This is a genomic window from Sinomonas sp. (genome assembly GCF_051955515.1).
Classification (GTDB): Bacteria; Actinomycetota; Actinomycetes; order Actinomycetales; family Micrococcaceae; genus Sinomonas.
Window position 1 is genome coordinate 22,653 of record NZ_JBQCGQ010000113.1, and the last position, 16,781, is coordinate 39,433.

Consider the following 16,781-nt stretch of genomic DNA (forward strand, 5'->3'; position numbering starts at 1 on the left):
CCTCACGCTGTCTTCATCGCCGTGCGGAGGCCCGAGAACTGGGCGCTCATGGCCTGGGAGGCGAACTGGTAGCGGAGCACGGTGTCGACGTTGGACAGCGTCTCCGTGTCGAGGTTGACGTTGTTCCCGTCGGTGCGGGTCGGCTCCTGGGAGGTTGCCGTCGTCGCCTGCGCACTTCCGTTGCCCGCCGCGACGGAGGCCGCAAGCGCGTCCTCGAACTGGACGCGCTTTGCGTGATAGCCGGGCGTGTTGACGTTCGCGATGTTGTCCGCAATGGCCTGCTGACGCAGCGACAGCCCATTGAGCGCGCTCGTGAGCGCGGCAGAGGTCACGGAATCGAGCACACAATCCTGCCTGGGTCGAGGAAGCATCCGGCCCATCCATGGCCAGGTTCTGCGAGCAGTCCGTGCTCACCTGCAGCTATCGGCAGATGGGGCCGCGACATTAGCGGCAGGCGACCGGTTCAGTTGAGGCCGTCGATGTACTCCCAGAATGCTGCGCGGAGAGCTCGCCGCACCGTCTGGAGGTCGGTGTCCGCCTCGCCGATGCGGCGTGCGCAGTCCTTCAGGAGCACCCTGTCGATCTCGACGGGGAGCACCGGGCGGTCGGCGATGACCGAATTGAGGTCTGACTGGGTCGTTGAGCCGTACCAGGATTCGGCTACTGCCGCTCCGACCGCGCGGGCGGCATCGATCACGGTGTCGGTCTTAGCCGGCCGACGATCAGAGCTGTACACCAACTGAGAGCCGGTGCCAGCCATCGCCGTCATAGCAGGGAACGACGCTGTCGGCTGACGAGGCGGGCTCGGCCTCGGCCCTGGGGTGGGCATGCGGGCGGCGGAATCGGGAGCCGACTGCACGGCGCGGGTGAACGTCTCGTGGACGAGCGCACCCGGCAGGGGCAGGACGGCATCTGCACGGAGGGCAATGTCCTCTGCCACGGAGAGCACCCCGAGATGATGGTCGACGTTCTCGACCCCGACGAGGGCAACCCTCATCCCGAATTCCTGGGCAGCCTCGACCGCCTCCGCAAGATCGTCGTCGCCCGAGACGAGGTAGGCGACCGAAGCGGCACGGTTGCGAGCAGCGTTGACCAAGTCGAGGCCGATCTTCAGGTCGACGCCCTTCTGTTCGCCATTGAAGGAGATCCGGCCCAGACGGGTCTTGACTCCCGGGGTGAGGGCTATCCGCTTATGGAGCTCGTTGGGGATTCCGTCGCGGGAAGCGTCGTACCAATACATGCGCAGGGCATCAAGGCCGGAATCCTGCAAGGCGAGGTCGAAAATGCCGGAGATCAACTTCTCGTAGTCGACTCTGATCGCGGACCTCAGGGATGTTCCCGCCACCCGCGTCCCTCCGGCAGCCAGAAGGTAGCCAGCGTCGACGAGGATCACGGAGCGGTCAGCCATGAGGCATCCTTTCGAAGGCTCGACGTGCCCCTTACTCGGACAGCCTCTTCCCATCCTCCACACGGCCGCCGGCTGCTGCGCCCCACGGAGCCTTCCGCAAGGCCCGGCTCTCCGTACCGGCCGAACTCAGCGACGCGCTGTTCTCCCGCCACATCTCACGGGCTACAGCTTTCGTGTCCTCGCCCGCGTGGAATTGAGAGCCCAGCTCGTCCCAGCGCCGGACGAGATCCTGAGCGCGAGGGTCCGTTGCCGGCACGTCATCGCCGATGAGGGCGAGGCCTTCGCGGACCAGATCGGTCCAGTCGCTCTTGGCCTGCTCAACGCCCTCATCTCCCAAGTGCCCTCGGCGCTCCGCGAGTTTGGCCTGCTGCTCGGGCGTGAAGTAATTCTCGAACACGGTCATCCTTCCCAGAAGGTTGAGGAGTTCATCCGCATCGGGCCTTCGAGAGGCGTTGAGCCGACAAACAAGGTGCTGTATCTGGTCCTGCAGCTGCTGAAGCTGCGCGGCCTTATACGCGATGGCTTCGCGCTGCCGCTCAAGCACCTGCCGCAGGGAATCGCCGTCGTCCGCCGTCTGTGACAGCACGCTGCCGATATCCGGGAGCGACAGTCCAAGCGAACGCAGCGCGCGCAGACGGTACAGGCGCCGGACGTCCGCTTCCGTATACCTACGGTGCCCCGCCGACGTTCTTTCGCTGGGAGAGAGCAGGCCGATGTCGTCGTAATGGTGCAGCGCGCGGACGGTCATTCCCGCGGCGCGCGCCAGTTCGCCAATGCTCCGGCATCGATCGTCAATCTCCACAGCATTGACCGTAGGACCTCACGCAGCGTGAGGTGCAAGGGGCACGTCTCCGATGGAGCCTCATGGCTGTGCGCATGGCTGTGCGCGGCGCACCTGTGCGGTGGGCGTGGGTGAGGCGCCTTCGTCAGAAGGGTGGCGGTGGGTTGGGTTCGGGGTGTGTGGTGTGGGTTCGGCCGGAGGGTGCAGTCCAGTGGAGGGTGCCTGGCGGTGTGGGTGGTGGGGTGTGGTGGGCGTTCCAGTGGCCGAGGGTTTTGAGTCGGTGATGCTGGCGGCACAGGAGGGCGAGGTTGTCGGTGCCGGTAGTGCCGCCTTGGGACCATTCCGTGGTGTGGTCCGCCTCGGTGGCGGCGGCGGGGGTGTCGCAGCCGGGGAAGCGGCAGGTGGCATCGCGAGCGCCGAGGAAGCGACGCATCGCGGCGGTGGGGGTGTAGCGGTGCCGGCTCAGGGACAGCGGGGCCCCGGTGGCCGGGTCGAGGGCGAGGTGGGACCAAGTCGCGGCGTGGGCCGCCAGGGCCCTGGCGGTCTCGGGGTCGATAGGCCCGTAGCCGGTGATCTCCCCGGGGGCCTCGGCCTGGCGGGTGAGGGTCCGGGCCGGGACGGTCACGATCAGCTCCAGCCGCACCCCGCCGGCCGGGCCGGCCCCGGCAGCCCCCGCAGCGCCGTCGTGCCCCGCGGCACCGTCGGGCAGGGCAGGGGTGCCGGTGCCGGTGAGGAGGTCGGTGAGGGCGTCGGCGCGCAGTTGGCCGAGGGTGCGTTCCTCGCCGCGGCCCTGGAGGGAGCGGGCCAGGGCCTCCAGGCGGGTGTCGATCGCTGCCCCGGCCTCCAGGGGCAGGTAGGCGCTGAGCCAGCACATCCCGTCCTGGGCCGGTTCCAGGTCGACCCGGCGATGGGCTGCGGCCCGTACCCTGCGGGCGGCGAGGGGCTCGGCGGCGTGCTCCTCGGCCAGGCGCCGCAGTCGGCGCCGCAGAGTCCCTTGGGACGGGGCCGGCGCGGGGGGAGGCGGGGCGGCGATCGCCGCGGCCGCGGCGGCGAAGGCGGCCAGGCGCTCGGGCGGGACGGGGGCGGCGGCGTCCAGGACCGCGACCACGCGGCGGCGCGGCAGGTACCCGGAGGCCATGCCCTCGAGCACCGGTTCGAAGGCGGGCCGGGCCAGGGTCAGGGCCTCCGCGACTGCGGCCCCGGCCGCCCGCTGGGAGATCCGCAGCGCCGCGGCCAGCTCGGAGGCGGCGACCGCGGGGGCGTGGAGGCGGCGCACCGGGTCCGGGGAGGAGCCACCGACCGCGGCAGTCAGAGCGGCCAGGGCGATCGCCTTGCGGGCCTCGAGGCGGGCCTGCTCCGCGTCGATCCGCTCGAGCTCGCCCACGAGGTCATCGGCGCGCTCAGCCCGGGCTCGGGCGATCAGCCCCGCCGGCGACACGGACGCCTCCCACATCGCCTCCGCCTCGGGATCCTCCCCGACGCACTCGAACAGCGACGCATCCACCGGCGGGCACTCCACAGGCCGGGCCATCGGATCGGCCCGGAAATCCCAGCCCACGGCACCCAGCGGGTCAACACCCCACGGGTCCGTCAACCGGTGCCCGGCCTCCTGAACGATCATGGACCCAGTCTCCCCGCAGGGTCCGACAAAATAAGCGCACCCCAAAAACGAGCTCCCACCCGGCGCGCGGTGCCACAACCCCGCAAACGGCGAGCTCCGCCGTCGGCCGCTGCTCGTACCGTACGCTCAGGAAACCTGAAGGGGATCGCCGTCGGTGAGGATGAAGCGCAGGGCGCGGCCTCCGGCAAGTACCTCGATGTCGGCCAGCGGATCGCCCTCGACCGCGATCAGATCGGCTCGCGCGCCCTCACGCACGACGCCTGCCTCGCCCTCCTCCCCCACGATCTCCGCGCCGACGAGAGTCGCGGACCGAATGACGTCGAGGGGATCCTGGACGCGCGCACGCAGTGCGAATTCCTCGAGTTGGAGGGCCAGCCCTTCGCCGTGCAGGTCGGTGCCGTACCCGATCTTGACGCCAGACCGGGATGCGAGGTCCAACGACTCGAGCCCGCACTCGAAGATCTCCTCCACAGCCGCCCGCTTGGAGGCATCGAGCCCGTGGCCCGTTCGTCCGGAAAGGATCGCCCAATAGGTCGCGAGCGTGGGCACGTAGTAGGCCTGCTTCTCGTGGAAGAGGTCGATGCACTCGGCGTCGAGCAGGTTTCCATGCTCAATCGTCCGCACGCCCAGCCGCAAAGCCCGCGAGACCGCCTCCGCTGTGTAGACATGCGCGGCGACATACCGGTGGGCGAGGTGAGCCTCGTCCACTGCCGCGAGCACTTCGACGTCGGAAAATCCGAGCGCGTCGATCCGCATCTTCGACACCACGCCGCCGGACAGCGTGAGCTTGGCATGGTCCGCGCCGTCCCTGAATTCCGCACGCAGGGCGCGGCGCAGCTCGACCTCCCCGTCGCACACCTTCGTCAGGACATGGCCTCCCGTGGGGGCGAAGATCGGCCCTCCCGCCTTGAGCCGCGGCCCGGTGATCAGCCGCTCCTCGACGGCCCTGGCGAGACCAGTGTCGGCGCCGCCCATGTCGCGCACCAGGGTGAACCCGCGCAGCAGCATCTCGTGCATCACCAGAGCGGTCCGCGCCGCGTGATAATTCGGCGTCCACGAGAGGATTTCGGAAAAGTCGCCGGACGCCTGAGTCACGTGGACATGCGCGTCGATGAGGCCCGGTACCACCGTCAGACCGGCGAGCGAGATGTCGACGGCGCCCGCAACAGTCCGGGTCGAAGCGGAGACTTCGAGGATGCGCCCGCCCCGCGCGACGATGGTGCGGGGCGGGCTGACATCGCCAGTCTCAGGGTCGAGAATCCGGGCCTCGCGGAGGACGACGGCGCCCCCGGCCACCGTCGTTCTCTCACCACTTCTCGGCTCTCTACGAGCGCCCATGCCTGCTGCCTTCGGCCTCGGCCAGAGCGCCTGAGCCCGCACTCTTCTGGGGAATCTCTGGGACAGCGCCAGTGTCTTGGCCGGGTGCGGGCTCGGGGCCTGCCGCGATCTCCTCGAGGGCGCGTCCGCGGGTCGGGACGCCAAGGGCCAGCACAACGAGTGCCGCCGCCCCGAGAACCGCCATGAGCATGGTGAACACTCCACCGAAGCCGAGGATCGAGAACGTGGCGCCAATCAGGATCGGGGCGACGATTCCGCCGATCCTGCCCACAGCTGAGGCGGTGCCCATCCCCGTCGCCCGGAGCTCCGTGCTGTACACCTCCGGGGTGTACGCGTAGAGGCCCGCGTAGCAGCCGTTCATGAAGAACGAGAGAAGCGAGCCGCTGATGACGACCCATCCCTCGGTGGAAGCCTGCGAGAGAAGGAAGGCGGAGCCGGCGCCTCCGAGGAGGTAGACGGCGATGGTCACACGACGGCTGAACCGCTCGTTGAGGTAGGAGGCGCTGTAGTAGCCGGGAATCTGCGCCACGGTCATGATGAGCGACAGGGTGAAGCTGCTCGCAATCGTCATACCGCGTGCCACGAGAAGCGATGGGATCCAGGTGAAGAATCCGTAGAACGAGAAGGTCACGGCGGTCCATAGCAGCCAGAGGACGGCGGTACGGCGGGCGGTTCCGCGCCGCCACAGATCGAGGTGCCGGAAGAGCGGCGGCTTGGCACGTCCGTCGGCGGGTTGGAAAGGCCCGACGGCGGAGGTCGGCTTGGGTGCGACGCGGACGAGTTGTCCTCGCTCGAGTCCCTCGACGATCTGCTGGGCTTCCTCCGAGCGCCCGCGGGTCAAGAGCCAGCGGGGCGATTCGGGAAGCGAGCGCCGCCACCACAGGAGCATCGCGATCGGAAGCGCCGTGACAAGCTGGCTGAGGCGCCAGCCATCGTGGAGCCCGGCCACGAGAGTGGTGCCGAGCAACGCGGCGCAGATATAGCCGAAGGCAAAGAATCCGGCCACAGCACCGACGAAGAATCCCCGGCGGCGCTTGGGAATGAATTCGGCGATGAATGTGGGAATGATTGCCGATTCAGCGCCAATGCCGATTCCGGCAATCACGCGCATCGTGAAGAAGAATTCCCAGTTCTGGGAAGCCGCGGCAACCGCCGAAGCGACGGCGTACAGGGCCAGCGCGTACATCATGACGCGCCGCCTGCCCACGCGGTCCCCAATGACGCCGGCCGCGATGGAGCCGATGAGGATTCCGATGAGCAGGGAGCTTCCGATGAGTCCGGTCTGGGCGCCGTCGAGGTGCCACAGGGGCCGAATGATCGGCAGGATATAGGAGACGAGCGAACCGTCCATGCCGTCGAACATGAGACCGAGTCCGCCAATGATGGCCAACTTGATGTGCGGGCGCATGACGGGCATGTCATCCATGCGGGTCAAGATGGGGCGCTGTGTTTCCGATGACATCGGAATGCCTTTCTATCCTCGTTGATATGCGGCTGGTTGGAGGTCAGGTGGTGCGTGTCTTATCGGCTTAGGTCGACATTCAGGCCAACACCTCTTTCGAGGGCGGCATCGTAGAGAACCCGTCCGATGGCCAGGTCTTGGAGGCCTATTCCGACGGAATCGAAAAGCGTGATCTGCTCCGCCGATTCCCGACCTGCAATGGATCCGGCCAGGACCTGGCCGAGCTCGCCGGCTACGTCTCGGGCTCGAAGGGCGCCTTCCTCGACGGCGAGCAGGAGGTCACCCGACTTGGCGAGGGCGGTCTCCAGACTGTCGACGATGACTCGCGAGCGAGCCAAGGCCTCCCCGTCGACCTCGCGATCCGTCGGACGGGGGCGCGCGCCGACGGCGTTGAGGTGGAGGCCAGGGTTGAACCAAACCCCGGAGACGATCGGTGTCTGGGACGGTGTGAGGGTGCAGACGACATCGCTGGACTCCACGACGTCCCGCGCCGTCGCTGCCGCCACGACCTTCAGGCCCGCAGCCTCCTCACGGCCCGAACCCTCAAGGCTCCGGCGGAAGGCTTCCAGGGTCTCCGCGGTCCGGGACCAGACCTTGACGGTGTCGATGGGCAGAACCGAGGCGATGGCCTCGGCGTGCGCGATCGCGAGCGCGCCGGCCCCGACGAGGCCGAGAACGCTGCTCTCAGGCCGGGCGAGGTGCCGGGTGGCAACTGCGCTGGCTGCCGCCGTCCGGATGCGCGTGGGAACCCGGCCGTCGAGGAGCGCGAGGGTTTCTCCCGTCTCCGCGTCCGCCAGGACGATTGACGAACGCTGGCTCGGAAGCCCGCGAGCGCCGTTCCCCGGGATGTCGCTGAGCAGCTTGCACGCGACGAGCGATTGGGTGGCGGATGCGCCCGCCATGACCAGATACCGTGCATCGGAGGCGGGCAGATCCATCGACACCGGTGCCGGTTGGCATGCCAAACCTGCGCCGAGATCACCGAAGCTGTTCTCGACGGCTTCGACCGTGGCATCCATGTCAGCCAGCGCGGTCAGATCGGATGCTGTGAGGACGAGAGTCATGGTGCTTTCCTTCGCTTGCCGTTGTCATCACGATAGTCTTGTTTGGCATGCCAGAAAAGACCTTGTCGGGATGAATCTGGGGGCAATCCTTGAGTGTCGCCCATTTTTGGCATGCCAGCTCTATTGAGGGGGCGTCTACGACGCGGGCGGCTGGGCTACGATGAAGGGCAGATTCATGAAGGGGAGGAAGCCATGTCGGCGGGGGCATTCAACGAGGACGGCCAATCGCCGGCGTCCCGCGCGAACAGTGTGTACGAATGGCTCCGAGAGCGCATCATCGACGGGACGCTCCCCGCGGGATCGAGGGTGCGGGAGCGAGACATCGCGACCGAGCTCAAGGTCTCTCGGGTCCCCGTGCGGGAGGCGCTCCCCCAGCTGGAGAGCGAAGGCTACATCGAGACGATCCCGCGCCGCGGCGCCGTCGTCGTTCCGATGACCGTGGCCGCGGTCCGCGAACTGTTCGATGTCCGCTCGAGCCTCGAAGTCCTCTCAGCACGCCTCGCCGCCGAAGCGTGCGCGGACGGGGCCTCTCCTGCTCCGCTCGTACGCCTCCTCGAGCAGGCTCATCAGGCGACCGACGCGGGCGACGAGGATCGAATTGCCGAGCTCAATTCCCGCCTGCATGAGGAGATCGTGGCCCTCAGCGGCAACCGGCTCCTCCAGAAGCTCATGACGCCGGTCAGCGGCCACGTCCGGCGGCTGTTCCACATCGCCAAGGATCGGGACCAACAGGAGCTCTACCGCGAGCACGTCGCGATCGTTCGCGCCATCAGCCGGGGCCAGGCAGAACTCGCGGCGGCCCTCTCCTTCGCGCACGTCGAGGAGAGCAGGGTCGAATCCCTCCCGATCGTGGAGCAGCAGGCGGACACGCTCAGCCGTCCTGAACCGCGGCCTCGGCGAAGTCAGCCATCGAGGTGAAGGTCCAGTCCGGCCGGACGTCGGCGCCGGGATCGGGCGTCGCACCCCAGCCCGGCCGGTCGTGGCGGCGGTTGATCCACACGGTCTGGAGGCCCGCCTGCTTCGCCGGAACGTGATCGTGGAAGAGGCTCTGGGCGACGTGAAGGACCTTCAGGCCCTCCCTGTCCACGAATTCCTGCAGGGCCTCGAAGTTCCTCGGCGACGGCTTGTAGCTGCCCACTTCCTCGGCGGTGATGATCCGATCGAACTCGACGCCGAGGCGCGCATTGCTCCCCGCGAAGCTCGCCTTGTCGACGTTGGACAGGATGATGAGTTTGAACCTAGCCTTCAGCCGCGCCAAAGCCTCGCCCGAGTCCGGGAAGGCTGGCCATTGAGGAACGGAGGAGCCGAGGCGCCCTGCGTCGGCCTGAGAGACCGGGATGCCTAGCTTGGCGCCCGCGGCCCTGAACGCGGAGGCGAGGACCTCGGGGTAGAGCGCGCCCGGGTTCTCCTTCTCGACGCGCGCCTCCTCGTCCGCGTAGGCGAGCAGGAGGTCCTCGTCCGTCAGCTGCGCGCCAGCAGCCCGCGCCCACGGCCCGAGAACGGCGGCGATTCCTGCCTCCCAGTCGATGAGCGTCCCGTAGCAGTCGAAGCTGAGTGCGTCGAAGTCGTCGAACATGCGCCCAGCCTTCCACAGCGGCGGCTCGTTTCGACGGCGGCTCGTTTCGACAGCACCGCCGCGGGTAGCGACATCGTCAGGGAAAGGGAGCGGTTCGATGCTGACAATCGAAGCTGCGACGCTCAAGGGCGCACAGGTGTTCTCCTCCACGCACTGGGTCGGAATACCGATCGCTTTCGCAGGTGCGGTCTTCCTGGCCCTCGGAACCATCTACCAGGACCGAGCGGTTGAGGCAGAGGGCAAGAGGGAGACCCGCATCAAGAACCTCATGCGCCGGCCCGTCTGGCTGTTCGGCACGGCGATGCTCGGCGCGGCAGTGATCCTCCAGCTGAGCGCCCTCCGGTTCTCCCCCCTCATGGTGATCCAGCCCATCGGTGCGTCGGCCCTTGTGGTCACGGCGCTCGCAAAGGCCAAGCACCTCCACCGCCTGCCGGGACGGAGGAAAGCGCTCGCGATCGTCCTCTGCCTGTTCGGGATCGTCGCGTTCGTGGCCGTGGCCTCGTTCTCCGCCCAGGATGTCCAAGCCGACGACGCACATCTGCGCAACACCCTAATTCTGCTCGCCTGTGTGGTGGCCGGGGCCGTCGTCGTCTGGGTCTGGACGCGCCGCCATCCCCAGGCGGCGGCCGCAACGGCGAGCGCTGGGGTGCTCTACGGCTTTGTCGCGACCCTCGCCAAGTCAATCATCGGGCGAGTCGTCCAGGGGAATCTCGGGTGGCTGTCCGTGATCGGCGTGGCCGGGCTGGTGGTGGCCCTGGCCCTCGGCGCGAGTCTGGTCCAGAAGGCCCACGCGAGCGGAAGCGAGGAACTGGTCGTGGCAGGGCTGACCGTCGTCGACCCGATGGTCGCGGTCACCCTCGGCATCGTCGTTCTGGGAGAGGCGCAGAACGCTCCGCCCCTGGCGTTCGCCGGTTTCGTTGCGGCAGGTGCCGTGGCGATCGTCGGCGTCTGGCTCATGTCGACCCGCGAGGCAGAGAAGCCCGCCGCCAAGCGTTAGCCCTCGACGTCCAGATATACGGCTGGCATCGGCGCGCGCGACGCGGGGACGGCGCGGACTGCAGCGAGGTGACGGCCCGTCGTCGTCCGCCTCTGCTCCAGCAGCCCGGCGAGGGTGTCCTGGCGCTCGCTCAGGGCGAGGGCGCGGCGCGCGAGTCGCTCCGGGAGCGGCCCGAGGCCGCTGGGGAGGGCCCACGGCTCGACGACGGACACGGGCGCGTGCGCGTCGCGGAGGCTGCGTTCGAGGGCGTCGAGGTCCGCCTCGAGGCGATCGAGGACGTCGTCCCAGTCGTCAGCCAACGAAGCCACCCGCTCTCGGGCTCGAGAGCGAGCCCGACGGCGTCGGCTCCTCCGCAGCCAGCGACGCGGCCGCGGCGTGCCACGATTGACGGAGCGGCTCGAGCAAGGTGATCGCCTCGCGGGTGCGGGCCACGTCTCGGTGGATGTTGGCGTTGATGAGGGCTGTCCGGACGTAGTCGTAGATGCCGCGAAGGTCCTCGGCTCCGTCCCACGTTCCGGGTCTGAGCGTTGCCGTGAGCTCGGCGACGATATCCTGCGCGTGGAGCAGATTCTCGCTTGCTGCCTGCCACTGGGCGGCCTCCTGCGCGGCGGAAGCGCGGTGGAGGTCCAGGAGCAGCCGGTCGTAGAGCATGGTGAGGAGCCGAGCGGGGCTGGCCGAGAGGATGGCGTCGCGGCTGTACTGCTGGCGGGCGCGGGCGGCGTGGATGGTCACTGACGTCCTTTCGGCTTACTTCGAGCTGGACGACGAGTACGTGGGCAGCCCGGCGATCTGGCTCGTGAGCCACGACTGCTGGGCCTTGAGCGTGCCGAGAGACGTGTCCATGGCGTTGAAGAGCGCCATCAAAGCGTCCTTGCGGTCGGCGAGGCGGGTATCCCAGTCGCTGATCTGGTCTGAGAGCTGGGCCACCTCGGCCTGACGTCCAGCGATCAACGACGTGAGCGATCCCTGGGTTGGATCGGAGGCGTTCTTCGCCGCCGCCGAGACTCGCGAGGCGATCTCCTGGAGCGACGCGATGGTCCCCTTCGAGTCGGCGGTCATCGCGGCGTCGAGCTTGGTCTGGTCGAAGACGAACGAGCCGTCCTGCTGGATGCTGATTCCCAGGTCCGAGGGCGACTTGCCGTTCGACGTCGGCATGTACAGCGCGTTGGTGATCGCATCCTGCACTGCGCGAACGGTGGAGTTCCCGGTGAAGAGGCCCCCGGTGGCCGAGGATCCGCCGGTCGAGTTGATCGAGGTCGTGACGGAGGTGTTCTGGGAGATGTTGGACAGCAGGTCGTTGATCGAGGTGACCAGGCTGTTCGCCTGCTTCTCCACTCCCGCGTTGTCGCCCGCGATCGTGAACGTCACGGTCTGCCCGACCGCCGCTTGGGTCGCCATCGCGGTGAGCCCTGGAACGATGTCGGAGAACGTGTTCGACGGCGACGTCACCGCCTGCTCCGCCGCTGTCCCCGCGTAGAGTGTCGCCTGCGCGTCTTGGGCCTGGGTGACGACGGCGGCACCCGGCTGAGTCATGAGATCCGCGGCCGTGCCTGCGGTCATCTGGGCGGCGGTGCCCTGGTAGACGGTGAACGCGGCGCCCGCTCCCGACTTCACCGCCGTGAGCTGCAGCCGGTAGAGCGGATTCCCGCTCGCGTCCTTGCCTGCGGCGACCTTCATCGCCGTCGCCGGCCCGCCGGAGGCGTTGATGGCGGCGACGACATCGTCGAGCGATGTGCTCGCCGGCGTGGCCTCGGTCTGCTTGCCTGCGGCGTCGACGAAGGTCACGGCCGCGGCCGCACCCGAGCCGTCCGTGGGCCAACCGCCCATCGCCGCCGTGACGTCCACCTGAGTCTGGGCGATCTGGTCGAAGCGGACGCTGACGGTCCCCGGCGAGGCCCCCGTCCCGGCGGTGGCGGTGACGGCCGTGCTGCTGGAGCTGACGGTGTAGAGGTTCAGGGCGCTCGGCATCGCCAGATTCGTCGCGAGCGTCGCCAGCGAGGAGGCCTTGCTGTTCATGATCTGCAGGTTCGTGATCATGCTCTGATCGGTGAGCTTGGTCTGCTGCAGCTGCTGCTGGGGAAGACCTTCGACCTGAATGAGGGCGTTGACCATCGAGGTGATGTCCAGGCCGCTTCCGAGCCCGTTCATCGACAGTGTCGACACCGCATGCTCCTTGTCTTTCAGGCGAGGGTCTTTCCGGCGAGACGAACGCGGACGGCGTCCGGGAGGTAGCGGTCTCCCCCGTCCGCCATCCGCGTTCGGTCAGGTCCTCGCTGCGATTTAGCCGAGGAGCTTGAGGATGCCCTGGCCGGACTGGTTGGCCTGGGCAAGCATCGCCGTGCCGGCCTGCGAGAGGATGTTGTCCTTGGTGTAGTTCACCATTTCCTGCGCCATGTCGGTGTCGGTGATGTGCGACTTCGCGGCGGTCAGGTTCTGAGCCGAGGTGTTCGCGATGTTCAGCGCGTGGGTCAGCCGGTTCTGTGAAGCGCCAAGGCTCGCACGGCTGGTCGAGACCGCCGTGATCGCTGTGTCGATGGCCGTGATGGTGGTCTGCGCGTTGGCGCTCGTGTCCACCTTGAATCCGGTGCCTGCCGTGGTGCCGTCCGTTGACGCAAGGCTGCCGACGTCGGTCCCCGTGTCGGCCGTCTTCACGGTGATCTGGCTGTCCGCGTCGCCATTCGCGCCGATCTGGAAGTTCAGGGAGCTGCCCTTGAGCAGATCAATGCCATTGAACTTCGTTCCATCGGTGATGCGGAACAGTTCCTTCGAGAGTTCGTCCGCCTCAGACTGAATGGCAGTCCGCGAGTCTGCATTGTTCGAGTCGTTCGCGCCCTGGACGGCGAGATCGCGCATGCGCTGCAGGATCGAGTGGACTTCGCCGAGGGCGCCGTCAGCCGTCTGGATGAGGCTGATGCCGTCCTGCGCGTTGCGGGCTGCGATCTGGTTGCCGCTCACCTGCGACTGGAGGCCCTGGGAAATGGAGAGGCCCGCAGCGTCGTCGGCAGCGGTGTTGATGCGGAGACCGCTCGAGAGCTTCGCCATCGAGTTCGACATATCCATCGAGGTCTTGTTGAGGTTGAGGTAGGCCTGCTGGGCCATGAGGTTGGTGTTGACGGTCAGAGCCATGGTGTTTCTTTCCTCCGTGAGTGAGAAATAGGTACTGCTCCGGGCCCGTCCGTGGGCCCTCAACGGCTAGCTATCGGCTCCGGGACCCGGCGCGTTAGCGAGGGAAGGAAAAAATTGCGCCTGGGACTACCCTGACTGAATGGAAGGCCTGACCTTCGTCCCCGCGAATGAGGCGTCCCCAGAGGATCTCGACCTCATCTTCGGCCCCCGCGGCGAGCCGGGAAATTGCCGGTGCCAGTGGTTCAAGCACTCCGCTTCCGAATATCGGGCGATGCCCACCGAAACCCGCGCCGCCCTCCTGCGCCAGCAGACCGACTGCGGCCATCCCGAAGCCCCGTCAACCACGGGCATCGTTGCGTATCTCAAGGGCGAGCCGGTGGGATAGTGTGCGGTCGAACCCCGCACCGCGTACCCGCGGCTTGCGAGCGCGAAGATCCCGTGGGCGGGGCGAACCGAAGATCCAACGGACGACGGCGTGTGGGCGGCGACGTGTTTTGTCGTCCGCTCGGGCTTTCGACGGCGGGGGATCGGGCGCGCGCTGGCGCAGGCGAGCGTCGACTTCGCCCGGGACCGCGGAGCGCGGGCCCTGGAGGGCTACGCCCTCATCCTCGCGCCGGGCAAGGAGTCGATCTGGGGAGAACTGTATGTCGGCAGCCCCCGCATGTTCGCCGACGCCGGCTTCACGGAGGTGAGCCGGCCTTCCCCCCGGCGAGCGGTCATGCGAATCGATTTCTGAGCCCAACTTCCCCATCTTTCCGCCAGTTTCCCCATCTTTCCCGCCGGATTCCCCAACTATCGCCCCCGTCCTCCGCGTGTCGCCGGCGAATCACGGGGCAACCTCAATCGGTCAGCGCAAATTCTGGGGAACTGCGCTCGAGTGCTGGGGAATCCGGCGCTTGCCTGCATTTCTGCCCGATTTGGAGCGAATCGGGATTCCCATGATCGCGGGATCACAGGAAGCCACTTCCGAATCTCAATTGTGGAAAGTCACCTTCTCGCACAGAAGTCACCCATACGCTGACTTGGGTGCGAGAAGGTGACTTCGTGAGGCCCTAGCGGCACCGGTCTCCGCCGATAAGGCCCAAGGGGAACGACGGGGAGCAACTGCTCGCCGACGGAGTGGGCCTCGGTGTCGGACCGGACGAAGCCGAAGCCGCCGGAGGAGAAGGGACGGCCGCGGGCCCCGCAGGCGCTGGATTGTCGACGGCGGCCGCCGGCTGGGGAGCGATGTCCGGCGTCGTTGTCTGGGCCTTGGCCGCTGCCGACGGAAGCACAGCCTGGCTCGGCCCGGCGGAGGCACTCGAACTGCTCGCCGCCGTCGGCCGCGAGACCGCGGCATCGCCCAGTGTCGGCGAGGAGGCCGAGGGAGTGCTGCTCGGAAGGTCGGCGGTCCTACCACTGGAGGGCGTGGCGCCCGAAGTCACCCAATGCGAGCTCTCCCCCGGCCCCCCGGTCAGGAAGAACGTCAGGCCAAGTGAAACAGCCAGCACGACGAAGCCGGCCCAGACGAGCGGCCGCGCGAAAGTCGCGGGCCGGGGAGCACGTCGTCGCCCCGTTCTGGTACGCCGGTCGCGCCGTCTGAGCCCCTCTGAGCTGACAGCCGCCTCACGGTTACTTCGGACACCACGACGCATCGTGCGCATTCTTCCATCGACGACTGCACGTCGGCGAATCAGGCAGGGGCAGAAAGGCTTATCGATTGGCCCGGCCTTCCGATAGGAGGAGGCAACGAGGCGCATGCGCCGCACCCGCACTGTAAGCCTCACGGATGAGGAAGTTGGCCACGAATGGCGATCCATGACCTGTCCGCCCAGCTCTGGCATGAGCGCGAGCTGCTGGACCTCCTGACGTTCAAGCTCGAAGAAGAGCAGCTCATCCTCACAGCGGGCAAGACGCGTTGGCTCTCCCATGCGACGCGCGAGGTCGAGCAGGTCCTCGAGCGGCTCGCATCCGCGGGGCTCGCGCGCGCGGTGACCGCGGCCGCCGTCGCCCTCGAATGGGGTCTCCCCGAGGAGGCGACGCTCCGCGAACTCGCCGCCGGAGCACCCGACGGGCCGTGGGGCGAGATCCTCGTGGCGCACCTCAAAGCGCTGACGGAACAGACAGCGATCATCCGCCAGCTCCGTGACGCCAATACGCAATTCCTCCGGGCCGCATCGCGCTCGACGCAGGAGACGCTCGCGGATGTGACGTCGTCGACCGCGAAGACCTACGACGCGCGGGGCCGAGCGGCGGGATCCACGGAATCCCGCCTGTTCGCCCGAGATCTGTAAGGGGAGCGCAGGTGAGCACTTTCGGCGCCCTCAACACTGCATACCGCGGCCTTTCCGCGGCACAGCAGGCCATGAACGTGGCGGGACAGAACATCGACAACGCAGGGACAGACGGCTACACCCGGCAGCGGGTTGAGCAATCGTCGCTGGGGCCCGTCGCCCGCATCGCGAGGGCCGCAGGCGCGCCCCAGGTGGGCGAGGGGGTTTCGGTCGACGCGATCTCCCGCCTCGGCAATGCCCTCCTCGACTCGACCGTCCGCACGACCGCCTCACTCTCGGGCTACGCCGCGCAGAGGTCGAGCGCCTACCAGAGCATCGAGACGACCCTCCAGGAACCCGGGTCCAGCGGGGTCTCGGCCCAGCTCCACTCCTTCTGGGCGTCGTGGCAGGACGTGGCGAACCAGCCGGGCGACCCAGCCGCCGCGTCCGCCCTCATCCAGAACGCCAAGCAACTCGCGGCGAAACTGTCCAGCGGGTATTCCTCGCTTGCTTCCCAGTGGTCGGGAACGCGGACGCAGACCCAGACGATGGTCGCCACGCTCAACGATGCGGCAAAGCAGGTGGCATCCCTCAACGCGAGCATCCGCTCGGCAACTGCGGCCGGCACAGGAGCCAACGAGCTCGTCGACGCCCGCGCAAAGCTCACCGAGACCATCGCCTCGCTCGCTGGCGGCACCGTCCGCGACCAGCCGGACGGGACGGTGACCGTCTACATCGGCGGCAACGCCCTGGTCACGGGCGAATCGGCGCGCTCGGTCGAACTCGCCGGTGCGGGCACCATGGCAGACACCGCCTCGGGAGCCCCCAAGCTGGTGTGGGCGGACCGTCCGTCCGTTGACGTAGGGCTCGACGGCGGCACGATCGCAGGGAATCTCTCGGTCCTGGCCCCGGCTGCCCCTGATGGATCCGGCGGTGCATTCGCCGAAGCAGCGGGCCGCTATTCCGATCTTGCATCGTCGCTCGCGCAACAGGTCAACGCCCTCCACGCGGGCGCCCAGACGACCGCCGGGACCAGCGGCCTCGACTTCTTCCGCCTGGACCCGTCCCTTCCTCCCGCGCTCGGACTCAGCGTCGTCCCGCAGGATGCCAGCGGAATCTCTGCCGGGACTGCAGGATCGGGGGCGTTCGACGGCTC

The 16,781-nt window shown here is 68.0% G+C and carries 18 protein-coding genes; 6 read left to right on the forward strand and 12 right to left on the reverse strand.

Annotated elements, in window-relative coordinates:
- Positions 1-2: 2 nt before the first annotated feature.
- The 7 genes from ACTHL9_RS06175 to ACTHL9_RS06205 all read right to left on the reverse strand — a co-directional run bounded on the left by ACTHL9_RS06175 (position 3) and on the right by ACTHL9_RS06205 (position 7,674).
- A complete protein-coding gene (locus ACTHL9_RS06175; RefSeq protein ID WP_440517968.1) occupies positions 3-344 on the reverse strand; it encodes a flagellar basal body rod protein FlgB in 342 nt (113 codons plus the stop codon).
- A 119-nt stretch (positions 345-463) separates the two neighbouring features.
- Positions 464-1,408, reverse strand: coding sequence for an NYN domain-containing protein (locus ACTHL9_RS06180; RefSeq protein ID WP_440517969.1), 945 nt, complete (start codon positions 1,406-1,408; stop codon positions 464-466).
- 31 nt (positions 1,409-1,439) lie between these two features.
- Positions 1,440-2,210: a MerR family transcriptional regulator gene (locus tag ACTHL9_RS06185; RefSeq protein ID WP_440517970.1), complete on the reverse strand. Its 771-nt coding sequence runs from the start codon at positions 2,208-2,210 to the stop codon at positions 1,440-1,442.
- Between the two features lie 124 nt (positions 2,211-2,334).
- Positions 2,335-3,810, reverse strand: a complete 1,476-nt coding sequence (locus ACTHL9_RS06190; protein ID WP_440517971.1) for a DUF222 domain-containing protein — start codon at positions 3,808-3,810, stop codon at positions 2,335-2,337.
- Between the two features lie 126 nt (positions 3,811-3,936).
- Entirely contained in the window at positions 3,937-5,106 is a 1,170-nt protein-coding gene (locus tag ACTHL9_RS06195; protein WP_440517972.1) for an amidohydrolase family protein, read from the reverse strand.
- A 28-nt stretch (positions 5,107-5,134) separates the two neighbouring features.
- On the reverse strand, positions 5,135-6,574 hold the full coding sequence (locus ACTHL9_RS06200; protein ID WP_440517973.1) for an MFS transporter: 1,440 nt from the start codon (positions 6,572-6,574) through the stop codon (positions 5,135-5,137).
- Between the two features lie 95 nt (positions 6,575-6,669).
- On the reverse strand, positions 6,670-7,674 hold the full coding sequence (locus tag ACTHL9_RS06205) for an ornithine cyclodeaminase family protein (protein ID WP_440517974.1): 1,005 nt from the start codon (positions 7,672-7,674) through the stop codon (positions 6,670-6,672).
- A 192-nt stretch (positions 7,675-7,866) separates the two neighbouring features.
- Here ACTHL9_RS06205 and ACTHL9_RS06210 point away from each other — a divergent pair, with 192 nt between their 5' ends.
- On the forward strand, positions 7,867-8,592 hold the full coding sequence (locus ACTHL9_RS06210) for a GntR family transcriptional regulator (RefSeq protein WP_440517975.1): 726 nt from the start codon (positions 7,867-7,869) through the stop codon (positions 8,590-8,592).
- Here the strand turns inward: ACTHL9_RS06210 and ACTHL9_RS06215 are convergent.
- Complete coding sequence (locus tag ACTHL9_RS06215; protein ID WP_440517976.1) at positions 8,546-9,250, reverse strand: haloacid dehalogenase type II; 705 nt, start codon at positions 9,248-9,250, stop codon at positions 8,546-8,548. The genes ACTHL9_RS06210 and ACTHL9_RS06215 overlap by 47 nt on opposite strands.
- A gap of 97 nt (positions 9,251-9,347) precedes the next feature.
- Here ACTHL9_RS06215 and ACTHL9_RS06220 point away from each other — a divergent pair, with 97 nt between their 5' ends.
- The gene (locus tag ACTHL9_RS06220) at positions 9,348-10,247 is read left to right on the forward strand and encodes a multidrug DMT transporter permease (protein WP_440517977.1); all 900 of its coding nucleotides are present in this window, start codon (positions 9,348-9,350) and stop codon (positions 10,245-10,247) included.
- On the opposite strand, the gene ACTHL9_RS06225 is transcribed toward ACTHL9_RS06220, so the two are convergent.
- The 4 genes from ACTHL9_RS06225 to ACTHL9_RS06240 all read right to left on the reverse strand — a co-directional run bounded on the left by ACTHL9_RS06225 (position 10,244) and on the right by ACTHL9_RS06240 (position 13,373).
- On the reverse strand, positions 10,244-10,546 hold the full coding sequence (locus tag ACTHL9_RS06225; RefSeq protein WP_440517978.1) for a hypothetical protein: 303 nt from the start codon (positions 10,544-10,546) through the stop codon (positions 10,244-10,246). The two genes, ACTHL9_RS06220 and ACTHL9_RS06225, sit on opposite strands and share 4 nt — an antisense overlap.
- Positions 10,539-10,979, reverse strand: coding sequence for a flagellar export chaperone FliS (gene fliS, locus ACTHL9_RS06230; protein ID WP_440517979.1), 441 nt, complete (start codon positions 10,977-10,979; stop codon positions 10,539-10,541). The genes ACTHL9_RS06225 and fliS overlap by 8 nt, the downstream gene beginning before the upstream one ends.
- A 15-nt stretch (positions 10,980-10,994) precedes the next feature.
- The gene (gene fliD / locus ACTHL9_RS06235) at positions 10,995-12,410 is read right to left on the reverse strand and encodes a flagellar filament capping protein FliD (RefSeq protein ID WP_440517980.1); all 1,416 of its coding nucleotides are present in this window, start codon (positions 12,408-12,410) and stop codon (positions 10,995-10,997) included.
- A gap of 117 nt (positions 12,411-12,527) precedes the next feature.
- Complete coding sequence (locus tag ACTHL9_RS06240; protein WP_440517981.1) at positions 12,528-13,373, reverse strand: flagellin N-terminal helical domain-containing protein; 846 nt, start codon at positions 13,371-13,373, stop codon at positions 12,528-12,530.
- A gap of 139 nt (positions 13,374-13,512) precedes the next feature.
- Between ACTHL9_RS06240 and ACTHL9_RS06245 the strand changes: the two genes are divergently transcribed.
- The 4 genes from ACTHL9_RS06245 to flgK all read left to right on the forward strand — a co-directional run.
- Positions 13,513-13,758, forward strand: a complete 246-nt coding sequence (locus ACTHL9_RS06245; RefSeq protein ID WP_440517982.1) for a hypothetical protein — start codon at positions 13,513-13,515, stop codon at positions 13,756-13,758.
- A gap of 90 nt (positions 13,759-13,848) precedes the next feature.
- A complete protein-coding gene (locus ACTHL9_RS06250) occupies positions 13,849-14,109 on the forward strand; it encodes a GNAT family N-acetyltransferase (RefSeq protein WP_440517983.1) in 261 nt (86 codons plus the stop codon).
- A 1,051-nt stretch (positions 14,110-15,160) separates the two neighbouring features.
- Positions 15,161-15,646, forward strand: a complete 486-nt coding sequence (locus ACTHL9_RS06255; protein WP_440517984.1) for a flagellar protein FlgN — start codon at positions 15,161-15,163, stop codon at positions 15,644-15,646.
- Between the two features lie 11 nt (positions 15,647-15,657).
- Positions 15,658-16,781, forward strand: a 1,124-nt coding sequence (flgK, locus tag ACTHL9_RS06260) for a flagellar hook-associated protein FlgK (protein WP_440517985.1), incomplete at its 3' end; no start/stop codon positions are given.